Annotated in this window: 23 protein-coding genes; 9 read left to right on the top strand and 14 right to left on the bottom strand. The window is 73.9% G+C overall.

Features of this window, described 5'->3' with window-relative positions; genetic code table 11:
• The first annotated feature begins 11 nt into the window (after positions 1–11).
• Both AB0B20_RS07725 and AB0B20_RS07720 read left to right on the top strand, forming a co-directional pair.
• Entirely contained in the window at positions 12–1,019 is a 1,008-nt protein-coding gene (locus AB0B20_RS07725; RefSeq protein WP_357389211.1) for a LacI family DNA-binding transcriptional regulator, read from the top strand.
• Between the two features lie 120 nt (positions 1,020–1,139).
• Entirely contained in the window at positions 1,140–2,045 is a 906-nt protein-coding gene (locus tag AB0B20_RS07720) for a GNAT family N-acetyltransferase (protein ID WP_357469045.1), read from the top strand.
• Here the strand turns inward: AB0B20_RS07720 and AB0B20_RS07715 are convergent.
• Entirely contained in the window at positions 2,038–2,556 is a 519-nt protein-coding gene (locus AB0B20_RS07715) for an O-acetyl-ADP-ribose deacetylase (RefSeq protein WP_357389215.1), read from the bottom strand. The genes AB0B20_RS07720 and AB0B20_RS07715 overlap by 8 nt on opposite strands.
• Position 2,557: 1 nt before the next feature.
• Positions 2,558–3,349, bottom strand: a complete 792-nt coding sequence (locus AB0B20_RS07710; protein ID WP_357469042.1) for an EI24 domain-containing protein — start codon at positions 3,347–3,349, stop codon at positions 2,558–2,560.
• 40 nt (positions 3,350–3,389) lie between these two features.
• Between AB0B20_RS07710 and AB0B20_RS07705 the strand changes: the two genes are divergently transcribed.
• The gene (locus AB0B20_RS07705; protein ID WP_357469039.1) at positions 3,390–4,382 is read left to right on the top strand and encodes a YafY family protein; all 993 of its coding nucleotides are present in this window, start codon (positions 3,390–3,392) and stop codon (positions 4,380–4,382) included.
• An 88-nt stretch (positions 4,383–4,470) separates the two neighbouring features.
• Positions 4,471–5,142 (top strand): nucleotidyltransferase domain-containing protein, encoded by a 672-nt coding sequence (locus AB0B20_RS07700; protein WP_357389220.1) that lies wholly within the window; start codon positions 4,471–4,473, stop codon positions 5,140–5,142.
• 4 nt (positions 5,143–5,146) lie between these two features.
• Here the strand turns inward: AB0B20_RS07700 and AB0B20_RS07695 are convergent, their stop codons facing one another.
• The 5 genes from AB0B20_RS07695 to AB0B20_RS07675 all read right to left on the bottom strand — a co-directional run bounded on the left by AB0B20_RS07695 (position 5,147) and on the right by AB0B20_RS07675 (position 8,545).
• A complete protein-coding gene (locus AB0B20_RS07695; protein WP_357389222.1) occupies positions 5,147–5,884 on the bottom strand; it encodes an alanyl-tRNA editing protein in 738 nt (245 codons plus the stop codon).
• Between the two features lie 11 nt (positions 5,885–5,895).
• The gene (locus AB0B20_RS07690; protein ID WP_357389224.1) at positions 5,896–6,783 is read right to left on the bottom strand and encodes an alpha/beta hydrolase; all 888 of its coding nucleotides are present in this window, start codon (positions 6,781–6,783) and stop codon (positions 5,896–5,898) included.
• Entirely contained in the window at positions 6,780–7,094 is a 315-nt protein-coding gene (locus AB0B20_RS07685) for a DUF2516 family protein (RefSeq protein ID WP_357469036.1), read from the bottom strand. Before AB0B20_RS07685 ends, AB0B20_RS07690 begins: the two co-directional genes overlap by 4 nt.
• A gap of 72 nt (positions 7,095–7,166) precedes the next feature.
• The gene (locus AB0B20_RS07680) at positions 7,167–7,907 is read right to left on the bottom strand and encodes a hypothetical protein (protein ID WP_357389228.1); all 741 of its coding nucleotides are present in this window, start codon (positions 7,905–7,907) and stop codon (positions 7,167–7,169) included.
• On the bottom strand, positions 7,904–8,545 hold the full coding sequence (locus tag AB0B20_RS07675) for a helix-turn-helix transcriptional regulator (protein WP_357389230.1): 642 nt from the start codon (positions 8,543–8,545) through the stop codon (positions 7,904–7,906). Before AB0B20_RS07675 ends, AB0B20_RS07680 begins: the two co-directional genes overlap by 4 nt.
• Before the next feature lie 113 nt (positions 8,546–8,658).
• On the opposite strand from AB0B20_RS07675, the gene AB0B20_RS07670 reads away from it, so the two are divergent.
• Positions 8,659–9,456: an alpha/beta hydrolase gene (locus AB0B20_RS07670; RefSeq protein WP_357469033.1), complete on the top strand. Its 798-nt coding sequence runs from the start codon at positions 8,659–8,661 to the stop codon at positions 9,454–9,456.
• 101 nt (positions 9,457–9,557) lie between these two features.
• Here the strand turns inward: AB0B20_RS07670 and AB0B20_RS07665 are convergent, their stop codons facing one another.
• The 4 genes from AB0B20_RS07665 to AB0B20_RS07650 all read right to left on the bottom strand — a co-directional run bounded on the left by AB0B20_RS07665 (position 9,558) and on the right by AB0B20_RS07650 (position 13,080).
• Positions 9,558–10,517, bottom strand: coding sequence for an asparaginase (locus AB0B20_RS07665; protein ID WP_357389234.1), 960 nt, complete (start codon positions 10,515–10,517; stop codon positions 9,558–9,560).
• Positions 10,518–10,611: 94 nt separating this feature from the next.
• Positions 10,612–11,454, bottom strand: a complete 843-nt coding sequence (locus AB0B20_RS07660; protein WP_357389236.1) for a 3-keto-5-aminohexanoate cleavage protein — start codon at positions 11,452–11,454, stop codon at positions 10,612–10,614.
• 112 nt (positions 11,455–11,566) lie between these two features.
• Entirely contained in the window at positions 11,567–12,676 is a 1,110-nt protein-coding gene (locus AB0B20_RS07655; RefSeq protein WP_357469030.1) for a folate-binding protein, read from the bottom strand.
• Positions 12,673–13,080 (bottom strand): Fur family transcriptional regulator, encoded by a 408-nt coding sequence (locus tag AB0B20_RS07650; RefSeq protein WP_357389280.1) that lies wholly within the window; start codon positions 13,078–13,080, stop codon positions 12,673–12,675. The genes AB0B20_RS07655 and AB0B20_RS07650 overlap by 4 nt, the downstream gene beginning before the upstream one ends.
• Before the next feature lie 91 nt (positions 13,081–13,171).
• Between AB0B20_RS07650 and AB0B20_RS07645 the strand changes: the two genes are divergently transcribed.
• A complete protein-coding gene (locus AB0B20_RS07645) occupies positions 13,172–14,023 on the top strand; it encodes an aminotransferase class IV (RefSeq protein WP_357389240.1) in 852 nt (283 codons plus the stop codon).
• Between the two features lie 77 nt (positions 14,024–14,100).
• Here the strand turns inward: AB0B20_RS07645 and AB0B20_RS07640 are convergent, their stop codons facing one another.
• Both AB0B20_RS07640 and mtfM read right to left on the bottom strand, forming a co-directional pair.
• Positions 14,101–14,727 carry an FABP family protein gene (locus AB0B20_RS07640; RefSeq protein WP_357469027.1) on the bottom strand — a complete coding sequence of 209 codons (627 nt, stop codon included), beginning with the start codon at positions 14,725–14,727 and terminating at the stop codon, positions 14,101–14,103.
• The gene (mtfM, locus tag AB0B20_RS07635) at positions 14,693–14,797 is read right to left on the bottom strand and encodes a small membrane protein MtfM (protein WP_013288813.1); all 105 of its coding nucleotides are present in this window, start codon (positions 14,795–14,797) and stop codon (positions 14,693–14,695) included. The genes AB0B20_RS07640 and mtfM overlap by 35 nt, the downstream gene beginning before the upstream one ends.
• Before the next feature lie 23 nt (positions 14,798–14,820).
• Between mtfM and AB0B20_RS07630 the strand changes: the two genes are divergently transcribed.
• From AB0B20_RS07630 to AB0B20_RS07620, 3 genes are all read left to right on the top strand, one after another.
• A complete protein-coding gene (locus AB0B20_RS07630; RefSeq protein WP_357389244.1) occupies positions 14,821–15,183 on the top strand; it encodes a DsrE family protein in 363 nt (120 codons plus the stop codon).
• A gap of 78 nt (positions 15,184–15,261) precedes the next feature.
• Positions 15,262–15,645 carry an SCP2 sterol-binding domain-containing protein gene (locus AB0B20_RS07625; protein WP_357469023.1) on the top strand — a complete coding sequence of 128 codons (384 nt, stop codon included), beginning with the start codon at positions 15,262–15,264 and terminating at the stop codon, positions 15,643–15,645.
• Positions 15,642–17,717, top strand: a complete 2,076-nt coding sequence (locus tag AB0B20_RS07620; protein ID WP_357389248.1) for a glycogen debranching N-terminal domain-containing protein — start codon at positions 15,642–15,644, stop codon at positions 17,715–17,717. Before AB0B20_RS07625 ends, AB0B20_RS07620 begins: the two co-directional genes overlap by 4 nt.
• Before the next feature lie 2 nt (positions 17,718–17,719).
• Here the strand turns inward: AB0B20_RS07620 and AB0B20_RS07615 are convergent, their stop codons facing one another.
• A complete protein-coding gene (locus AB0B20_RS07615) occupies positions 17,720–18,568 on the bottom strand; it encodes a hypothetical protein (RefSeq protein ID WP_357389250.1) in 849 nt (282 codons plus the stop codon).
• Positions 18,569–18,576: the final 8 nt, after the last annotated feature.

Raw genomic sequence — 18,576 nt, 5'->3', positions numbered from 1 at the left:
TGGTAACGGGGATGACGACGGCACAGCGACCGACCCTGGAGGCGGTGGCCCGGCTGGCCGGCGTGTCCCGGGCCACCGTCTCCCGGGTGGTGAACGGCTCGACCACAGTCGCGGAGCCGATCCGGCAGGCGGTACGCCGGGCGGTCGAGGAACTCGGGTACGTCCCGAACCTCGCCGCCCGCAGCCTGGTCACCCAGCGGACCGACTCGGTCGCGCTGGTGATGCCCGAGGCGGCCACCCGGGTCTTCTCCGACGACCAGGTGTTCCCGGGCATCATCCGGGGCGCCGCGCAGGAGCTGGAGGCGGCGGACAAGCAGCTCGTGCTGATGCTCGCCGGTTCGCCGGCCGGGCACGAACGGGTCGAGCGGTACACCACCGGCCGGCACGTCGACGGGGTGCTGTTCGCCTCGCTGCACGGCGAGGACCCGCTGCCCGGCCGGCTGGCCCGCCTCGGCATCCCGGTGGTGTGCAGCGGACGGCCGCTCGACGGCGCCGACGTGCCGTACGTGGACGTCGACCACACCGGCGGCGTCAGCACGGCGGTCCAGCACCTGATCACCAGCGGGCGGCGGCGGATCGCCACCATCGCCGGGCCGCAGGACATGGTCGCCGGGATCGAGCGGCTGATCGGCTACCGCGACGCGATCACCGGGGCCGGGCTGCCGGAGCTGGTCGCGTACGGCGACTTCACCCGGGAGTCCGGCACCGCCGCGATGCGCGAACTGCTCGCCGCCGACCCGGAGCTGGACGCCGTGTTCGCCGCCTCCGACCTGATGGCGCACGCCGCCCTGCGGACGCTGCGGGAGGCGGGACGGCGGGTGCCCGAGGACGTGGCGGTGATCGGGTTCGACGACATCGAGACGGCCGCGTACACCGAGCCGCCGCTGACCACAGTGCGGCAGCCGATAGTGGAGCTGGGCCGGTCGATGACCCGGCAACTGCTGCGCATCGCCGCGGGCGAGACGGTCGAGCAGGCGCTGGTGCTGCCCACGGAGCTGGTGCTGCGCGAGTCGGCTTAAGGAAGGGCCCCCTCTTAACGCCTCAGGTAGAGGAGGGGACCCCTCTTAACAGCCTGTGGGGCAGCCCGCCGCGCGTTAACCGGTCGCGGGGCTGGCGGGCGCGGGGCTAGGGTCCGCCGGATGAGTGGAGCCGAGATCCGTCCCGCCCGCCCCGACGACGCGCCCGCAGTGGTGGCGTTGCGCGCGCTCGTCTACCCGTACCTGGTGCGCGGCGTCGAGTCGACCCGCCGCATGATCGCCGACCCGCCGGCCGGCGAGGACTGGTCGGCCTGGGTCGCCGAGGCGGGCGGGCAGGTGATCGGCTGGGTGTCGGCGTACCGCAACACGCAGACCTCGACGCCCGGCGTGGGCGAGATGGCCCTGCTGCACGTCCACCCGCAGCACCGCCGCCGGGGCACCGGCACCGCGCTGTTCGAGACCGCGTTCGACCACCTGCTGACGCTCGGGACGACACGCGTGCTCACCCATGCGCGTACCGACTCGCTGCCGTTCGCGCGGCGGCACGGCTTCGAGCCCAGCCGGGAGCTGCGCTACTCGGCGCTGGACCTCACCACCGCCCCGCCGATGCCGCAGCCGCCGCCGGGCGTACGGCTGGTGTCCGCCGCCGCGCTCGACCCGCGCCAGGTGCACCGGGTCGACGCCGAGGCGGCCCGGGACGAGCCGGGAGACGTGCCCACGGACTCGCTCGGCTTCGACCTGTGGCTCCACGAGTGCTGGGACAACCCGGGTCTGGACCGGGAGGCCAGCACGCTTGCCGAGGTGGACGGCGAACTCGTCGCGCTGAGCCTGGTCAAGCGGGACGGCGACCGGATGTGGTCGGACTTCACCGGCACGCTGCCCGCGTACCGGGGGCGAGGGCTGGCCCGGCTGGCCAAGCAGGCCGCGCTGCACACCGCCGCGACGCGCGGGGTACGCACCGCGTACACCTCGAACGACGGGGCGAACGCGCCGATGCTGGCAGTGAACGAGCGGCTCGGCTACCGGCCGGTGGACAGCCAGTGGTCGTGCCGGCGCACGCTCAGCTGAGCCTGGCGGCAACCCGCACCGCCGTGGCGTACGTGTCGCCGCCGAACAGCACCAGCCGGGCCTCGGTGACGTGCTCCGGGTTGGCCGCGTGCAGCACGGTGAGCGCCTGCGCCACCGCGTCGTCGACCGGCCACCCGTAGACGCCCGCACTGATCAGCGGGAACGCGATCCGGGTCGCGCCCAGCCCGTCGGCGACCCGCAGGCTGTTGGCGTAGCAGTCGCGCAGCAACGCCGACCGGTCCTCGTGCGGCGAGAAGACCGGGCCGACCGTGTGCACCACCCAGCGGGCGGGCAGGTTGCCGGCGGTGGTGGCGACGGCCTGGCCGGTGGGCAGCCCGCGCCCGTAGCGGGACGCGCGCAGCGCCCGGCACTCCTCCAGGATGGTCGGGCCGCCGCGCCGGTGGATCGCGCCGTCCACTCCCCCGCCGCCGAGCAGCGACGAGTTGGCGGCGTTGACTATCGCGTCGACCTGCTGCGCGGTGATGTCGCCCTCGATCAGGACGGTGTCCATCTCAGCTCTCCTCGATGGGCTGGCCCAGCGACCGGCGGGCCAGCAGCGCGGCCCCGGCGACGGCGGCCGGCATGACCAGCACCGCGCCGAGCGGGATCAGGAAGCACAGGAAGACCGCCACCCCGAAGCCGAGCGCCGTCGGCCGGTCGGCCCGCAGCCGCACCCGCCGGTCCGGCAGCCGCATCCCCCGCCGGTAGAACGGCGCGCCGACCAGCTCCAGCGCCAGGAACCAGCCACCCACCAGGGCACCGACCACCGGGACCATCGTCTGCCCCACCACCGGGATGAAACCGGCCGCGAAAAGGGGTACGCCGATCAGCGCGGACAGCGCCACCAGGCGCAGCGAGTCGGCGAGGCTGCGTCGCAGCGAGGACCAGAACGGCACGTCCACCGCACCGGGGGTGCCGCCGAGCCGGTCCTCGACCCGCTCGGAGATCGCCTCGTAGAACGGGTCACCGATGACCAGCGTGACGGCGGTGAACGTGAGCACCCCGACCAGCCCGGCGACCCCGACCACCGCCAGCCCGGCGGCCACCCGCAGCAGCCCGCGCCAGGGCGACGACCAGTCGTCGGCGAACGGGGTGAGCCAGCCCGCCAGGTCGTCCACGAAGTAGAGCAGCGTGGCGAACAGGGCCACGTAGAGCGCGCCGGTGATCAGCGCCGGGATCACGCCGAGCAGCATCAGCTTCGGGCTGCGGACGTACATGCCGAAGCCGCGCAGCAGCAGCCCGGCGCCGCCGAGGAAGCGGGTGGCCGCGCCGGTGACGGGCGCGACGGTACGGGAGGCGTTCACGACGGCACAGCCTAATCCGCCGGTGCACCACAATGGGCCTGTGCGTGCGTCGCGGCTGATCTCGCTGGTGTTGTTGCTCCAGTCCCGGGAGACGATGACGGCCGCCGAGCTGGCCCGCGAGCTGGAGGTGTCCGAGCGCACCGTCTACCGGGACGTGCTGGCGCTCTCCGCCGCCGGTGTGCCGGTGTACGCGGACCGGGGGCGGGCCGGCGGCTACCGGCTGCTGGGCGGCTACCGGACCCGGCTGACCGGGTTGAGCCGGGACGAGGCCGAGGCGCTGTTCCTGGCCGGGCTGCCCGGTCCCGCAGGGGACATGGGACTTGCCGACTCGGTCGCCGCCGCCGAGCTGAAGGTGCTGGCCGCGCTGCCGCCGAGCCTGCGGGACGCGCCCGCGCGTACCGGGCAGCGGTTCCACCTGGACGTGCCCGGCTGGTTCCGGGAGACCGCGCCGCCGCCGGCCCTGACCGAGCTGGCCCGGGCGGTCTGGCGGGACCGGTTGGTGGAGCTGCGCTACCGGCGCGGGGACCGGGAGGTGACCCGCACGCTGGCGCCGTACGGGCTGGTGCTGAAGAACGGGGTCTGGTATCTGGTCGGCCGGGTCGGGGACGGCTGGCGGACGTACCGGGTGGACCGGGTGGTGGCGGTCGAGGTGGGCGCCGACGGCTTCGAGCGGGACGAGGACTTCGACCTCGGGGCGTACTGGCGGGAGCAGGCGGGCGCGTTCCTGCGCGAGCTGCTGCGGGAGCGGGTGACGGTGCGGCTCGGCCCGGCCGGGTTGCGGGCGTTGCGGCACCTGGTGGACGCGCCGTTCGTCCACACCGAGGCGGTGGAGGCGGCCGGGCCGCCGGACGAGCAGGGCCGGCTGGTGCTGCGGCTGCCTGTCGAGTCGGTGGACGTCGCGTACGGCCAGTTGCTGGCGCTCGGCCCGGAGGTGGAGGTGCTGGCGCCGCCGCAGCTGCGGGCGCGCTTCGCCGAGGCGACCCGCCGCGCGGCGGCGCTCTACACCGATCCGCCGTCCGACGGTCAGCGGTAGCCGGTGGCGTCGGCCGGCTTACCGGCCTTGATACCTGACAGCGGAAGTCCGGTTTGCCGGACGATCCGGATGGGCGATCATCAGCGGTATGCACCTGCTGTTGTCCGGGATCGTCGGCTCGGTCGCGTACGGGCTGGCCGGTCCCGGCTCGGACACCGACCGGATCGGCGTGTTCGCCGCGCCCACAGTCGCGTTCCACGGCCTGCGCCCGCCCCGCGAGTCGGTGGTCACCACCGACCCGGACGTCACGCTGCACGAGGCCCGCAAGTACGCGCTGCTGGCGCTGAGCGGCAACCCGACCGCCACGGAGCTGATGTGGCTGCCCGGCGACTGCTACGAGACCCGTACCGGGTTCGGCGACGAGCTGATCGCCATCCGGTCGGCGTTCCTCAGCGCGCCGCGCGTCCGTGACGCCTACCTCGGGTACGCCTCGCAGCAGTTCCGCAAGCTCGCCACCCGCTCGGCGGACGACGGCGGGCGACGGCGCTCGGCCAAGCACGCCCGGCACCTGGCCCGGCTGCTGCACCAGGGCCGGGTGCTGTACGCGACGGGCGTGCTGGAGATCCGCCTCGCCGACCCGGGCTGGTTCCGCGCGTTCGGCGAGCGGGTCGCCGGTGGCGCGCTGGACGAGGCGCAGGCCCTGGTGGCGGCCGCCGAGGCGGAGTTCGACCGGATCCGGTCGCCGCTGCCGGAGCGCCCGGACGAGCAGACGGTGGAACGCTGGCTGCTCGCCGTCCGGGCGGCGTACCTGCCGCGCTGAGCCGTCAGTCCGCCAGGCGTACGCGTACCCGGCGGTTGGCCCGGCCCTTGCTCTCCACCTTGACCACCTGGACCTTGCCGATCTGGGCGGTGGACGCGACGTGCGTGCCACCGTCGGCCTGCACGTCCAGCCCGACGATGTCGACGATCCGCACCTCCTGCTCCTCCGGCGGGATCAGGTTCGACTGGGTACGGATGATGTCCGGCAGGGCGAGCGCCTCGGCGCGCGGCAGCACCCGCACGGCCACCGACCGGTCGGCGGCCACCTCGGCGTTCACCAGTTCCTCGATGCGAGCCTTGAAGTCCGGCGGCACCTCGGGCAGGTTGAAGTCCATCCGCGCCTCGCCCGGTTCCATGTTGCCGCCGGTGACCAGCGCGCCGAAGTCGCGGAACACCACGCCGCAGAGCACGTGCAGCCCGGAGTGGGTGCGCATCAGCATGGTCCGGCGGTCGTCCTCCACCGCGCCGACCACCTCGGCGCCCACCGGCGGCACCGGGTCGCCCTCGGCCGGGATCAGCCACAGGTCGTCGCCCTTGCGGGTGCCGACGATCCGGGTCTGTACGCCCTGCCAGAGCAGCACCCCGTGGTCCGGCGGCTGCCCGCCGCCACCGGGGTAGAACGCGGACCGGTCCAGCACGATGCCCTGCTCGGGATCGGCCGCCAGCACCCGGCAGGTCCACTCGCGCAGGGTCGGGTCGGCGAGGTCGAGCCGGTGCGTACGGCCGTGGTGTGTGACGCCCATGGTCCGCGACGTTACCCGTTCAGGAACTCCGAGACGCGCCCCCGCAGGTCGGCGCGTTCGGTCCAGAGCACGCCGGGACGGTCGTACACGTGCAGTGTGGCGTTCGGGAGCGCGGCGGCGAGCCGTTCGGCGACGGCGACCGGGTGCAGGTCGTCCTCGGCGGCGGCGATGACGAGGGCCGGCGCGGTGACCGAGGCGAGCGACCCGGCGTCGTCGAGCGGCGCCTGGGCGGGCAGGTCGGCCAGCCCTGGTGCGAGCCCGTCGCGCAGCAACTGGTCGAGCCGCTGCCGCAGGTACGCCCAGCCGGCCGGGGTGTTGCGCACCGACGGCGGCAGCTCCAGCGACACCGCGTCGGCCAGCGCCGAGGCGTCGCCCTCGGCCACCGCGTCGAGCAGGCCGGTGAGCCGGGCACGGGCCACCTCGCCGCGTGGCGTGTCCAGTGCGGCGGGGAGGAAGAAGACGAGCCGCTCGAAGCGCTCCGGGCTCTCCGCGAGCAGCCGGCAGAGCGCGCCCGCACCGAGGCTGGCGCCGAACGCCCGGGTCGCGCCGCTCAGGTCGGCGATCGCGCGCAGGTCACGGGCGAGGTCGAGATAGCTCCACGGCCCGGGCGGGGAGTCGGATCGGCCGTGCCCGCGGAACTGGAAGAAGACGCGCCGCCCGGCGACGCCGCTGCCGAACGGGCGGGTGGTGGCGATGCCGCTGCCGAGCCCGTGGGCGAACACGGTTACCGGGTCACCGGTGCCGGTGACCAGCCGTTCCAGGCTCACCCCGTGCGGCGTGGCGACCAGTTCCGTCTCCGGCTCGGGCAGCGCGGGCCGCCCGGTCCGGGGCGCGCCGGGACCGGGCCCCCAGGTGCGGGGGCCGCCGTCCGGCGGCGGAGGCCAGCGGAAACCTCTCACCAGGACCCTCGGCCGTCGTGCAGGTCCCGCAGGCCGGGCCGCACGTCGAGCAGGTAGATGAGACCGGCCGCGATGCCGATCAGTCCGAACAGGCTGATCGGGCCGAAGCCGAGCAGGGTGAGCGCCAGGCAGACCGCCAGGATGGCGACCCAGCCGCCCTTGGGCAGCGTGCCGATCGCGGCGAATCCGTCGCCGCGCTGGGTGACCGCGTGCACCAGCGCCACCCCCTGAACGACGAGGGCGAAGACGAGCAGGATCAGCTGGATCACGCTTTGGACTGCGAACGCGAAGCTCGGCGCGGCGGTGGCCATGGGTGCAAGCTTAAGCCGAGACCCCGGAAACGTCCGACAGGACGTTGTCCGGGGTCCCGGTGGAGCATCGGATCACTCGGCGGCCGGGCGGGTCCGCTTCGTGGTCTTCGGCAGCTTCGCCGCCGGAGTGGCCGGCTTGGTCGCCTTCGTGGCGGTCGTCTTGGTGACTGCCTTGGTGGCGGTCGCCTTGGTGGCGCGGGTCCGCTTCACCGCGGCCGGCTTGGCGGCCACCGCCTCGGCCACCTCGGCCGGGCTGGGCACCTCGGCCGGCGCGGTGGCGGCCGGCTTCGGGGCGGCCTCGGCCTTCGGGGCCACGTCGACGCCGGTGGCCTCGGTGGCCTCGATGTCGGCGTTCACGGTGTCGGCGGCCTCCAGCACCCCGGCGCCGACGACACGCTCACCCCGGGCGACAAGCTCGGCGTACGCGGCCAGGGCGCGCTCCTGCGCGGCGTGCGCACCGGCCACCACGACGGCGGCGTTGCGGGTGGCGGCCTCGCGGAGCTTCTCGATGTTGGCGGCCTCGCGCAGCTTCTCCAGGTTGGCCGCCTCGCGGAGCTGGTCGAGGTCGGTGGCGACGGCCCGCTCGCGCAGCCCGGTGGCGGTCTGGTTTGCCGTCTTCAGCGTCTCGGTGGCCTTCTGGCGCAGCTCGAAGCCGGTGACGACGGCCTTGCCACCGAGGTCGGCGACGACCCGGGTGCCGAGGCCGCTGACCACGGTGGGCAGCTTGCGCAGCTGCTCCAGGGCCAGCTCACCGGCGCCGGCGGCGGCGTAGAGGGGTGCGGGGATGCGGTTGGTCTTCGGCTGGGTGGTCATGACTGCTCCTCTTCGGCCGCACCGGCGGCCTTCCGGGCCGCCCGGCGGGCGGTCGTGTGCTCAGGGGCGGCGGTGGTCGGGGCCGGCGCGGCACCCGCTTCGGTGACGGCCACCGATTCGAGGACCGCCTCGGTCGGGGTGCCCTCCGGCGTGACCGGACCGGTGGCGGCCGCCGCGACGGTCGCCGGGGCCTCCGGCGCACCGGCCGCCTCGGTCGCCGTTGTCCCCGTCGTGGCGGCCTTCTCGGCCGTGGCGGCCGTCTCCGCCGCCGTGGCCGCCTCGGTCGCCTCGGCCAGGCGGGCGTTCTCGCGCCGGAACGTCTCGTAGATCTGGGTGAGCGACTGCTTCTGGGCCATGGTCAGCTCGGGGTCGACGGCGATCGCCGCGAGCACGCCCTGGCCCTCCTTGTCGTCGAGCAGCCCGGCGCGCAGGTACATCGCCGGGGTGGAGACACGAAGCGCGCTGGCGAGCTGCTGGAGCACCTCGGCACTCGGCTTGCGCAGCCCGCGCTCGATCTGGCTCAGGTAGGGATTGCTGACACCCGCCTGCTCGGCGAGCTGGCGCAGTGAGATCTTCGCGTTGCGCCGCAGGTCGCGAATGAACCCGCCGACATCGGGAAGGTCCTTGCTGGTGGCCATGACTCAACGCTAGCCCGGTCCGCTAACTGCTGCAAGCAAAACGCTAGCCAGAGTTAGCAGGGTCACCGAAGGTGGGTTGCGGAGCCGATGTCCGGTCCGTACCGTTCCCGTCCGTGACCAAGATCGATATCAACGGCGCCCAGCTCGCGTACGACGAGAGCGGCGCCGGCACCACCGTGGTGCTGCTGCACGCCGGCATCGCCGACCGGCGGATGTGGCGCGAGCAGGTCCCGGCGCTCGCCCAGCGGCACCGGGTGCTCGCCCTGGACCTGCGCGGCTACGGCGAGTCGGAGCTGCCGCCCGCGCCGTTCGCCCACCACGACGACGTGATCGGGCTGCTCGACGCCCTCGGCATCGAGCGGGCCGCGCTCGTCGGCTGCTCGTTCGGCGGCCGGGTCGCCGTGGACACCGCGCTCGCCCACCCGGAGCGGGTCTCGGCGCTGGCGCTGTTCGGCGCCGCTATCTCTGGCAACGAGTGGTCGGAGGAGACCGAGCAGTTCTGGGAGGAACTGGTCGGCGACGTGGACCCGGAGGACTTCGCCGCCACCGCCGCCGGGGAGGTGCGCTTCTGGGTGGTCGGCCCGACCCGCCGCCCGGAGGACGTCGACCCGGAGCTGATCCGGTTCGCCGAGGAGATGGACCGCCGGGCGCTCGCCGCCGAGCAGGCGCTGAGCGCGATCGAGGTGGGCGAGCTGGACCCGCCGGCCATCGACCGGCTGGGCGAGCTGCGCGTACCGGTGCTCGTCGCCGCCGGCGCCGACGACCTGGCCGACATCCGCCGCCTGGCCGACCGCATCGCCGACGAGGCCCCGAACGGCGTACGCCTCCCCGACGTCCCCGACGCGGCCCACCTGCTCCCCGTCGAGCGCCCCACCGAGACGAACGCCGCCCTCCTGCCCTTCCTCCCCTGACCCACTCTTTCGCCGATCTTGCACTTACGGCCCTCCGCGCGCCCGGAATACCCGGTTTGCCGGGGCAGCAAGTGCAAGATCAGCGAGGGGTGGGGTGAGGGTCACCAGAGGGGGCGGATGGCCCCTACCGGGAGGCCGCCGCCCAGCAGGGGGGGCTCGGCGTACTCGGTGAGGATGGGGGCGCGTACGTTCAGGCGGGCCAGGGCGGACACCAGGACAGGTGTGCGGGCTCTCGCGGCGCCGTCGTCGATCTTCAGGGCGACAGCGCCGACCTCCGGGATCGCCGCCGCGATCACACCCTCCGCGCCGATCTTGGCGAGCAGACCGGGTACGCCGCGCATCAGCCGCGTGTCCTCCGCCTGGGTGCCGCCGACCAGCTCCGGGTACGCCCGCATCGCGTCCGCCACCGTCCGCTCCTCGGTGCCCGGCTCGGCGCCGACCAGCCGCAGGAACGCCCGCGCCAGCCCGGTCAGCGAGACGGCGAGCACCGGTGCGCCGCAGCCGTCCACCCCGACCGCAGCCGCCCGCTCGCCGGTGAACTCCTCGATGGTGGCGGTCAGGTGCTGCTGGAGCGGATGCTCCGGCCGCCAGTAGCCGTCCAGCGGCCACCCGGCGGCCAGGCAGGTGCGCAGCATGCCCGCGTGCTTGCCGGAGCAGTTCATCAGCACCCGGGCCGGGCCGCCGCCGGCCCGCAGCACCGCCTCCCGGGCGGCCTCGCCGAACGGCAGGTCCGGCGGGTTGTGCAACGCGTCCCCGCTCAGGCCGGCGTCGCGCAGCAGCGCTGTCACCCGCTCGACGTGGAACTCCTCGCCGGCGTGACTGGCCGCGACGAGCGCGACGTCGGCCGGGTCGGTCAGCGGCAACCCCGCCCGGAGCATGCCGATCGCCTGCATCGGCTTGTTCGACGAGCGGGGGAAGATCGGCGAGGTGACGTCACCGGCCCCGGCGACCGGCTCACCGGCGGCGTCGAGCACCACCACTGAACCCCGGTGGACGCCCTCCACGAACCCGGACCGGACCACCTCGGCGAGCGGCACGCCGCCCTCGTACGTTTTTCCCACGTTATGGACGGTACCGAGGGGACGGGCCCGGTCGGCGGCGGGGTGACCTGCGACGTCGACCGAGGCGGTACGGGGCCGCAGCGGGGTGCGCCGCTTACCTGGCGGTAGCCGGGAGGCCGAGCAGCGTACGGGCCTCGGCGGTGGTCAGCGGCGGGCGCTGGGCGAGCTGGGCGAAGCCCACCGCCCGCGCGACGAGCTGCATGTTGGACTCCACCGGGCGCCCCTTGGCGTACGTGACCGTGTCTTCCATGCCGACGCGCAGGTGACCACCGGTCGACAGCGAGGCCAGCATCACCGGGATGGTGCTACGCCCGATGCCGGTGGCCGAGAACGTGGTGCCCTCGGGCAGGTCACGCAGCATCTGCTGGGCTGCCACCAGGGTCGCTGTGGTGCCCGGCATGCCGCCCGGCACGCCCATCACGAAGTCGACGTGCACGTGCCCGCCGTGCGGCAGGCCGTACTTGCCGAGCAGCCGCTGCAACGCGGTGAGGTGGCCCAGGTCGAAGATCTCGTACTCGGGGACGACGCCCCGCTCCTGCATCCGGGTGTGCAGGTCGACGATGAACTCCCACCGGTTGAGGAACACGTCGTCGCCGAAGTTGACGGTGCCCATGGTGCAGGAGGCCATGTCCGGCCCGGCGTCGAGCACCGCCAGCCGGGCGGCCTCCGGGTCGGTCACCGCACCGCCGGAGGAGAGCTGCACGATCAGGTCGGTGCTCTCCCGCAGCGCCGCCACCGTGTCGCGCAGCCGCCCCTGGTCGAGCGTGGGCCGCGCGTCGTCGTCGCGGATGTGGACGTGGATCACGGCGGCGCCGAGCGCCTCGCACTCCTTGGCGGTCAGCAGCAGCTCGTCGAGCGTCACCGGCAGCGCCGGCACCTCCGCCTTCGCCGACTCCGCGCCGGTGGGGGCAACCGTGATCAACGTCCCTGTCGTCATGCCCCGGATCCTAGACCGGTGCCCGACGCCGGGTCGACCGGAGGATTTCCGGTGCGAGCGGCGTTAAGAAGGGACCCTTCCTTTACCGGAGGCGTTAATAGGGGGCCCTTCCTTACACGTCAATGGCGGCGGCGCTCTCACCCACCAGCAGGCGGGCGTCGTCGGGCGTGTTGCGCTTCAACACGGCGAGCGCCACCTGGCCCAGCTCGAAGTGCTGCACGGCGGTGCCCACGAAGCCGACGGTCCGGCCGTCGAGCGTCACCGGCGTACCGGCCACCGGCGGCTGGTCGGTCGCCACGCCGTCCAGGTGCAGCAGGACGAGCCGGCGGGGCGGCTTGCCCAGGTTGTGCACCCGGGCCACCGTCTCCTGACCCCGGTAGCAGCCCTTGTCGAGGTGCACGGCCGGGGCGATCAGGTCCACCTCGGCCGGGATCGTCCGGTGGTCGGTGTCCACGCCGGCCCGGGCCCGCCTGGCGGCCACCCGCATCGCCTCGTACGCCCACAGCCCCGCCACCGGCACCCCGGCGCCGCGCAGCTCGGCGACCACCTCGTCCATGGCGGGCCGGGGCACCAGCAGGTCGACGCCGAGCGCCACCCGCCGGGCCCAGCCGCCGACGGGGAGCGGCTTCACGTCGTACACCACTGAGGGCCGCGCGGGCAGCTCACCGGAACGGAACTTCGGACCCGGCACCGCGACCACGTCGGGTGCGGCCAGCCCGGTGACGCCGAGCGTGTCCAGCGCGCCGGACGCCTCCGGCCCGACCAGCGACAGCAACGCGTGCTCGGCGGTGGCGTCGCGCGGGTCGACCCGGCTGAAGAACCGCATCTTCTCCAGGAATGACAGGAGGCCCTCGGTCATCCCCGGCTCGGTGTCCAGCCAGGTGGTCTCGCCGTCGTCGGCGACCATCGCGTGCTGCTCGACGTGCCCGTGCGGGGAGAGCACCAGCAGTTCGGTGCCCTGCCACGGCGCCAGCGCGGCCAGGTGCTGGCTGGTGAGCGTGTGCAGCCAGCCGATCCGCTCCTCGCCCGGCACGGCGACCACGCCCCGGTGCGAGCGGTCGACCAGCCCCACGCCGGTGGCCAGGAGCCGCTGCTCGCGCATCGGGTCGCCGTAGTGCGCGGCCACCGGGCCGACCCCGGCGGCGCGGTGGGCCGGCTCGGGCTGGTCCCGGGTCTTGTCGTCGATGGCGTCGGTGGTCACCGCGCCGGCGATGTCGATCATGTGTGTTCCCCGTCCTGTGCGCAGCGGCCGCAGACCCCGAAGAGCGCGACGTGCCCGATGTCGACCTGGAACCCGCGCTGGTCGGCCAGCTGGTCGGCGAGCGGGCGGAACATCTCGGGTGAGATCTCGTCGATCGCCCCGCACTCCCGGCACACCAGGTGCACGTGCTGGTGCTCGCCGGCCGCGTGGTAGGTCGGCGAACCGTGCGACAGGTGCGTGTGCGTGACCAGACCGAGCCGCTCCAGCAGCTCCAGGGTGCGGTAGATGGTGGTGATGTTGACGCCGGCCGCCACCTCACGGACCGCCGTGTGCACCTGCTCCGGGGTGGCGTGCCCGAGGTCGAGGACGGCCTGGAGCACCAGCTGCCGCTGCGCCGTCAGCCGCAGCCCGCGCGCGCGGAGCATTTCCGCCAGGGAGGATTCGGACACCCTTCGATCATAGTTCGGCCGCCGCGCCGGTCCATCCGCCGCCGGGGTACGCCACTACGCTGCGGCCGTGGAGGCGACGCGGGTGGCGGTGCTCGGCCGGGGGCTCGTACCGGCGGGTGAGCCGGTGCTGCGCGGCGACGACCGGGGCGTGCTGCACGGCGACGGCCTGTTCGAGACGCTGCACCTGCGCGACGGGCGGCCCTGGCTGCTGGAGCCGCACCTGGCCCGGCTGCGGGCCGGCGCCGCGGCGATCGACCTGCCGCTGCCCCCGGACGCCGCGCTTGTCGAGCTGCTGGACGCGGTGTGCGCCGGCTGGCCCGCGCGGACCGAGGGCGCGCTGCGGCTGGTCTGCACCCGGGGGCCGGAGGGCGGCGGGCCGCCGACGGTGTACGCCACGCTCGGCGAGGTGCCCGCGTCGGCCCGGGCCGCCCGGCGCGACGGGGTGACGGTGGCCACGCTGCCGCTCGGGGTGGCCGCCCGGTCCCGCCCGGAGCTGGGGTGGCTGCCCAGCGGCGTGAAGTCCACCTCGTACGCGCTGAGCACCGCCGCCCGGCGGTGGGCGCGGCGGACCGGCGTGGACGACGTGCTCTGGGTCTCGTCCGACGGCTACGTGCTGGAGGGGCCCACCGCCAACGTGGTGTGGTGCAGCGGAGGCCGTCTCCTCACGGTGCCGGCGGCGCAGACCGGGATCCTGCCCGGCGTGACCGCCCACCACCTGCTGGAACGCGCGGCCGAACTGGGCCTGGCGGCCGGCGAGCACCTGCCCACGGTGCCCGACCTGCACGAGGCCGAGGCGATCTGGCTGACCAGCTCCCTACGCGGCCCGGTCGAGGTGACCAGCCTGGACGGCGATCCCCGCCCCAGGCACCACCTGACCCACCGCGTCCAGGCCCTCCTGCGCTTCACCCCACCCCGTTGACCATGAAGTTGGCGGCGTCGGCTGCCCGATTCGTCGCCGCCAACTTCATGATCGCCGGGATCGACGGCGGGGCGGGGTCAGCCGGCCACCCGGGTGAGACGGGCGGAGAGGTGCGGGCTCAGCGGCTGACCCACGGCGGCCATCTCCTGGGCGTACAGCAGGGCGCCCTCCACGATGCCGAACAGGCGGGCACCGGCGGTGACCTCCTTCGCCGTGGCGGTACGCACGACCGCATCAGTGGAGAACTCGATCTGGGTGCCCTTGCGCTTGCCGATGTGCAGCTCCATCACGCCGGTCGGCACGGTCATCAACGCCTCCAGCTCGTCGGTGACCCGCTCACCGTCGAGCACCGGACGCCACCAGCCCACCTCGCGGCCGGCGGGGCGGACCGGGCGGCTCTGCTCGTCCAGGAGCCAGGCCCGCGACTCGTAGAACAGGAACGGCCGGCCGTCGTGGCTGATCCGGATCTCCTGCGCGTAGTCGAAGTCCTCGATCGTCGGGAACCCGCCCCGGCCCCGGCCCCGCCACACCCCGACGTACGGCAGCAGCCCGTCCAGGCTCGGGTGCAGCTTCGGGCCGACGCGCAGGTCGTGGCTCTCCTCGTACGGGTACGGGTCGACCGGCGGCGCGTTCAACCAGGGCGGCTGAAGCGGATTCTCACTCACAGATTCACCACTTACCTCTAGCGATTCGCACTGCGACATAGACCAGGCCACCGGCGAGCGCGCCCAGGCCGGCGACCAGCAGGCTGACGAACCCGATCTCGGTAACCATCCCGGCCATCCTATGCTGGCGGCATGGCGCGCACTCTCGTCGTAAAGGCCACCGCCGGCGCGGACTCCCCGGAACGCTGCGCCCAGGCGTTCACAGTCGCCTCCACCGCGGCCGCGGCCGGGGTGGACGTGTCGCTCTGGCTCACCGGTGAGTCCACCTGGTTCGCGCTCCCCGGGCGGGCGGAGACGTTCGAGCTGCCGCACTCCGCGCCGCTCGGCGAGCTGCTGCACGTCGTCCTGGCCACCGGCCGGCTGACCGCCTGCACCCAGTGCGCGGCCCGGCGGGACATCGGACCGGGCGACGTCATCCCCGGCGTACGCATCGCCGGAGCAGCGGTATTCGTCGAGGAGGCGATGGCAGAGGGCGCGCAGGCGCTCGTCTACTGAGCCACCAACCAGCTTGTCCACTCTGCCCGGTGGGCCGATCCTGGCCCGACATGTCCGGATTGCGCCTACCATGCGCATGTGAGTGAGGCGATCAAACGGTTCTTCGCGTCGCTGCCGGCGCGCGCCGCGGTGGTGCTCAACAGCCCGATCGGCGGCACGCTCCAGATCGATCTGGCTGACGGCAACCGCACCGAGCACTGGTACGTGACGCTGAGTCCCGGATCAGCGAAGGTCAGCCGGGAGGAGCAACGGCCGGCCGACGGCGTGCTGACCCTCTCCACCGAGCTGTTCGAGAAGCTGGTCACCGGCCGGGAAGCAGGCATGGCAGCGGTGCTGCGCAACGAGGCCACGTTCAGCGGGCACGTCGTGCTCTTCCTCGCGTTCCGCTGCTTCCTGCCGGCCCGGCCCGACGCACGGGATCCGCGGGACACCGCCCGCGAACACGTCCGGCGGCCGGTGTGAAGGACCGGGTCAGCATCCTCGACGGCAACACGTTCCTGGTCAGCGACGATCGCGGCAACATCGAGCCGTCGTACGACTTCCCCACCGGGCTCTTCTCCTTCGACACCCGGTTCCTCTCCACCTGGTTCCTCACCCTCGACGGGCAACGCCTGCACGCGCTCTCGATCGACGACTCGCTGTCGTACAAGACGCGGTTCTTCCTGGTCCCCGGCGAGCCGACGCACTATCTGGACGCGGACGTCTCGCTGATCCGCGCTCGCGCGATCGGCGGCGGCCTCGACGAGCAACTGACCCTGCTCAACCACTCCGAGCAGGAGAAGGAGTTCCGGCTCCGGCTGGAGATCGGCTCCGACTTCGCCGACCTCTTCGAGATCAAGCACAAGCGGGACAAGAAGGGACGCACCACACCCACCGTGGAGCGCAACGCGCTGCGGCTGACCTACCGCAGGCAGGCGTTCCACCGCGAGACGCTGGTGACGAGCAGCGCGCCGGCCGAGGTCGACGCTGACGGGATGACGTTCCGGATCCGGGTCGGCCCGCACAGCGAGTGGACCACCACGCTGCACATCGAGACGGTCATCTACGGTGCCCGGGGCGAGGACATCCGGGCCGCCCTTCCCCTCGGCCGCCGGCGCACGGCCGACGACATCGACGCGGAACAGAGCGACCTGATCAGCCGCGCGCCCAAGCTGGGCTGCGACTGCGAGCCGCTGGCCGGTGCGTACCGGCGCAGCCTCAACGACCTGGCCGCCCTCCGGTACGAGTCGATCACGCTCGGCGTCCGGCTGCTCGCCGCCGGCCTGCCCTGGTTCATGACGCTGTTCGGCCGGGACAGCATCTTCACCTCGTTACAGGTGCTGCCGTTCCTGCCGGAACTGGTCAAGCCCACGATCGTCATGCTCGCCGGCCTCCAGGGCAGCCGGATCGACGACTTCCGGGACGAGGAGCCCGGCAAGATCCTGCACGAGCTGCGCTACGGCGAGACCGCCGGCTTCGAGGAGCAGCCGCACTCGCCGTACTACGGCGCCGCCGACACCACGGCGCTGTTCGTGATCCTGCTCGACGAGTACGAGCGGTGGACCGGTGACGCCGCGCTGGTGCGCCAGCTGGAACACGAGACGCGGGCGGCGCTGACCTGGCTGGACACGTACGGCGACCTTCTCGGCACCGGCTACGTCTGGTACATGTCCCGCAACCCGGAGACCGGCCTGCCGAACCAGTGCTGGAAGGACTCGCCGGACGCCATCTCCTACGCCGACGGGCGGATGCCCGAATTCCCCCGGGCGACGTGCGAACTTCAGGGGTACGCGTACGACGCGAAGCTGCGCGGTGCCCGCATGGCCCGCACCCACTGGAACGACCCGGCGTACGCCGACCGGCTGGAACGCGAGGCGTCGGCGCTGAAGGAACGGTTCAACAACGACTTCTGGATCCCGGACCGTGAGTACTACGCGCTGGCGCTCGACCCGTGGGGCCGTCGGGTGGACGCGCTCACCTCCAACATCGGCCACCTGCTGTGGAGCGGCATCGTCGACGAATCCCGGGCCCCGGCCGTCGCCGCCCACCTGCTCGGCCCGCGCCTGTTCTCCGGGTGGGGCGTGCGTACGCTCGCCGACGGGCAGGGCCGGTACAACCCGGTCGGCTACCACGTCGGCACGGTGTGGCCGTTCGACAACTCGATCATCGCCTGGGGCCTGTGGCGGTACGGCTTCCGGCAGGAGGCCGGACGGATCTGCGACGCCCTGCTCAGCGCGTCGCAGTACTTCGACGGGCGGCTGCCCGAGGTGTTCGCCGGCTACGCGCGCGACCTGACCGAGTACCCGGTGGAGTACCCCACCGCGTGCAGCCCGCAGGCGTGGTCCGCCGGCACGCCCCTGCTGCTGCTACGGGTGATCCTGGGCCTGGAACCGCAGGGCGAGCACCTGATCATCGACCCGGCCGTACCGGCGGGGATGGGCCGGGTGGAACTGCTCGACATCCCGGGACGCTGGGGCCGGGTGGACGCGCTCGGCCGCAGCCGGGAGCCACACGAGGAACCCGCGCCGCCGCCGCTCACGCTGCCCGACCAGTGACGTCAGGCCGGGCAGGACGTGGTCACCGCCACCCGGACCCGCTCGCCGGCCCGCTGCGCCAGCACCGCCGGGTCGCCCGGGCGCGCGTACCTGTCGGCCGAGTCCACGACCGGCGCGGCGCCGCCGCCGAACGCGACGGCCAGCGGCTGATCGGCCGGTGCGGCCGCCTCGGACCGGACCGTGCGGGCGGTCCCGCCGCCCGGGCAGGGCGCGGCCAGCACCTGGACCGGGCCGGTCGCGCCGCCCCACCGGCCCAGCGCCGCGGCCAGCACTGCCGACTCGGCGGCGGCGTCGGCGGACGGGGCCCGGTAACCGGAACCCACCGGGCGGCAGCCCGTGTCGGCGGTGAGCAGTAGCCGGCCCGGTCCACCGGCCCGGCCCTCGACGGTGACGAACTCGCCCGCGTCGGCGCGCAGCAGCGGCTCGCCGTCGAGCGTCGACACCCCGGCCCGCCACGGCGCCGGCAGCCGGTCGGCGATGCCGCGCAGCACCGCGCGCACGTCGTCGCCGCCGATCGCCACCTCGACGCCGCGCTCCAGCGTCGCGCCGTCGTCCATCGGCGTGATCCGGCAGCCGCGTTCCAGCCGGTCCGGCAGGAGCGCCGGTACGCCCGCACCGCCCACCGCGGCGGTCAGCTCGCCGATCGCCCGGTCCACCACCGGGCCGGCCTGCTCCAGCGACCGCTGCTCCTTGACCGTCGGCGGGTCGGTGCGCACCGACCACCAGGTCAGGCCGGCCAGCAGCACTGCCCACGCCACGGTGGCGACCACCGGCCAGCGCGGCCGGCGGCGGGCACCCGGTCCGGGGCCGGGCGGGTTGGGCGGGGCGTAGCCCGTCTCGACGGCAGTCACCCGGCAAT

This window comes from Micromonospora sp. NPDC049151 (genome assembly GCF_040648395.1).
Classification (GTDB): Bacteria; Actinomycetota; Actinomycetes; order Mycobacteriales; family Micromonosporaceae; genus Micromonospora.
This window is presented reverse-complemented; position numbering and strand designations above follow the sequence as displayed.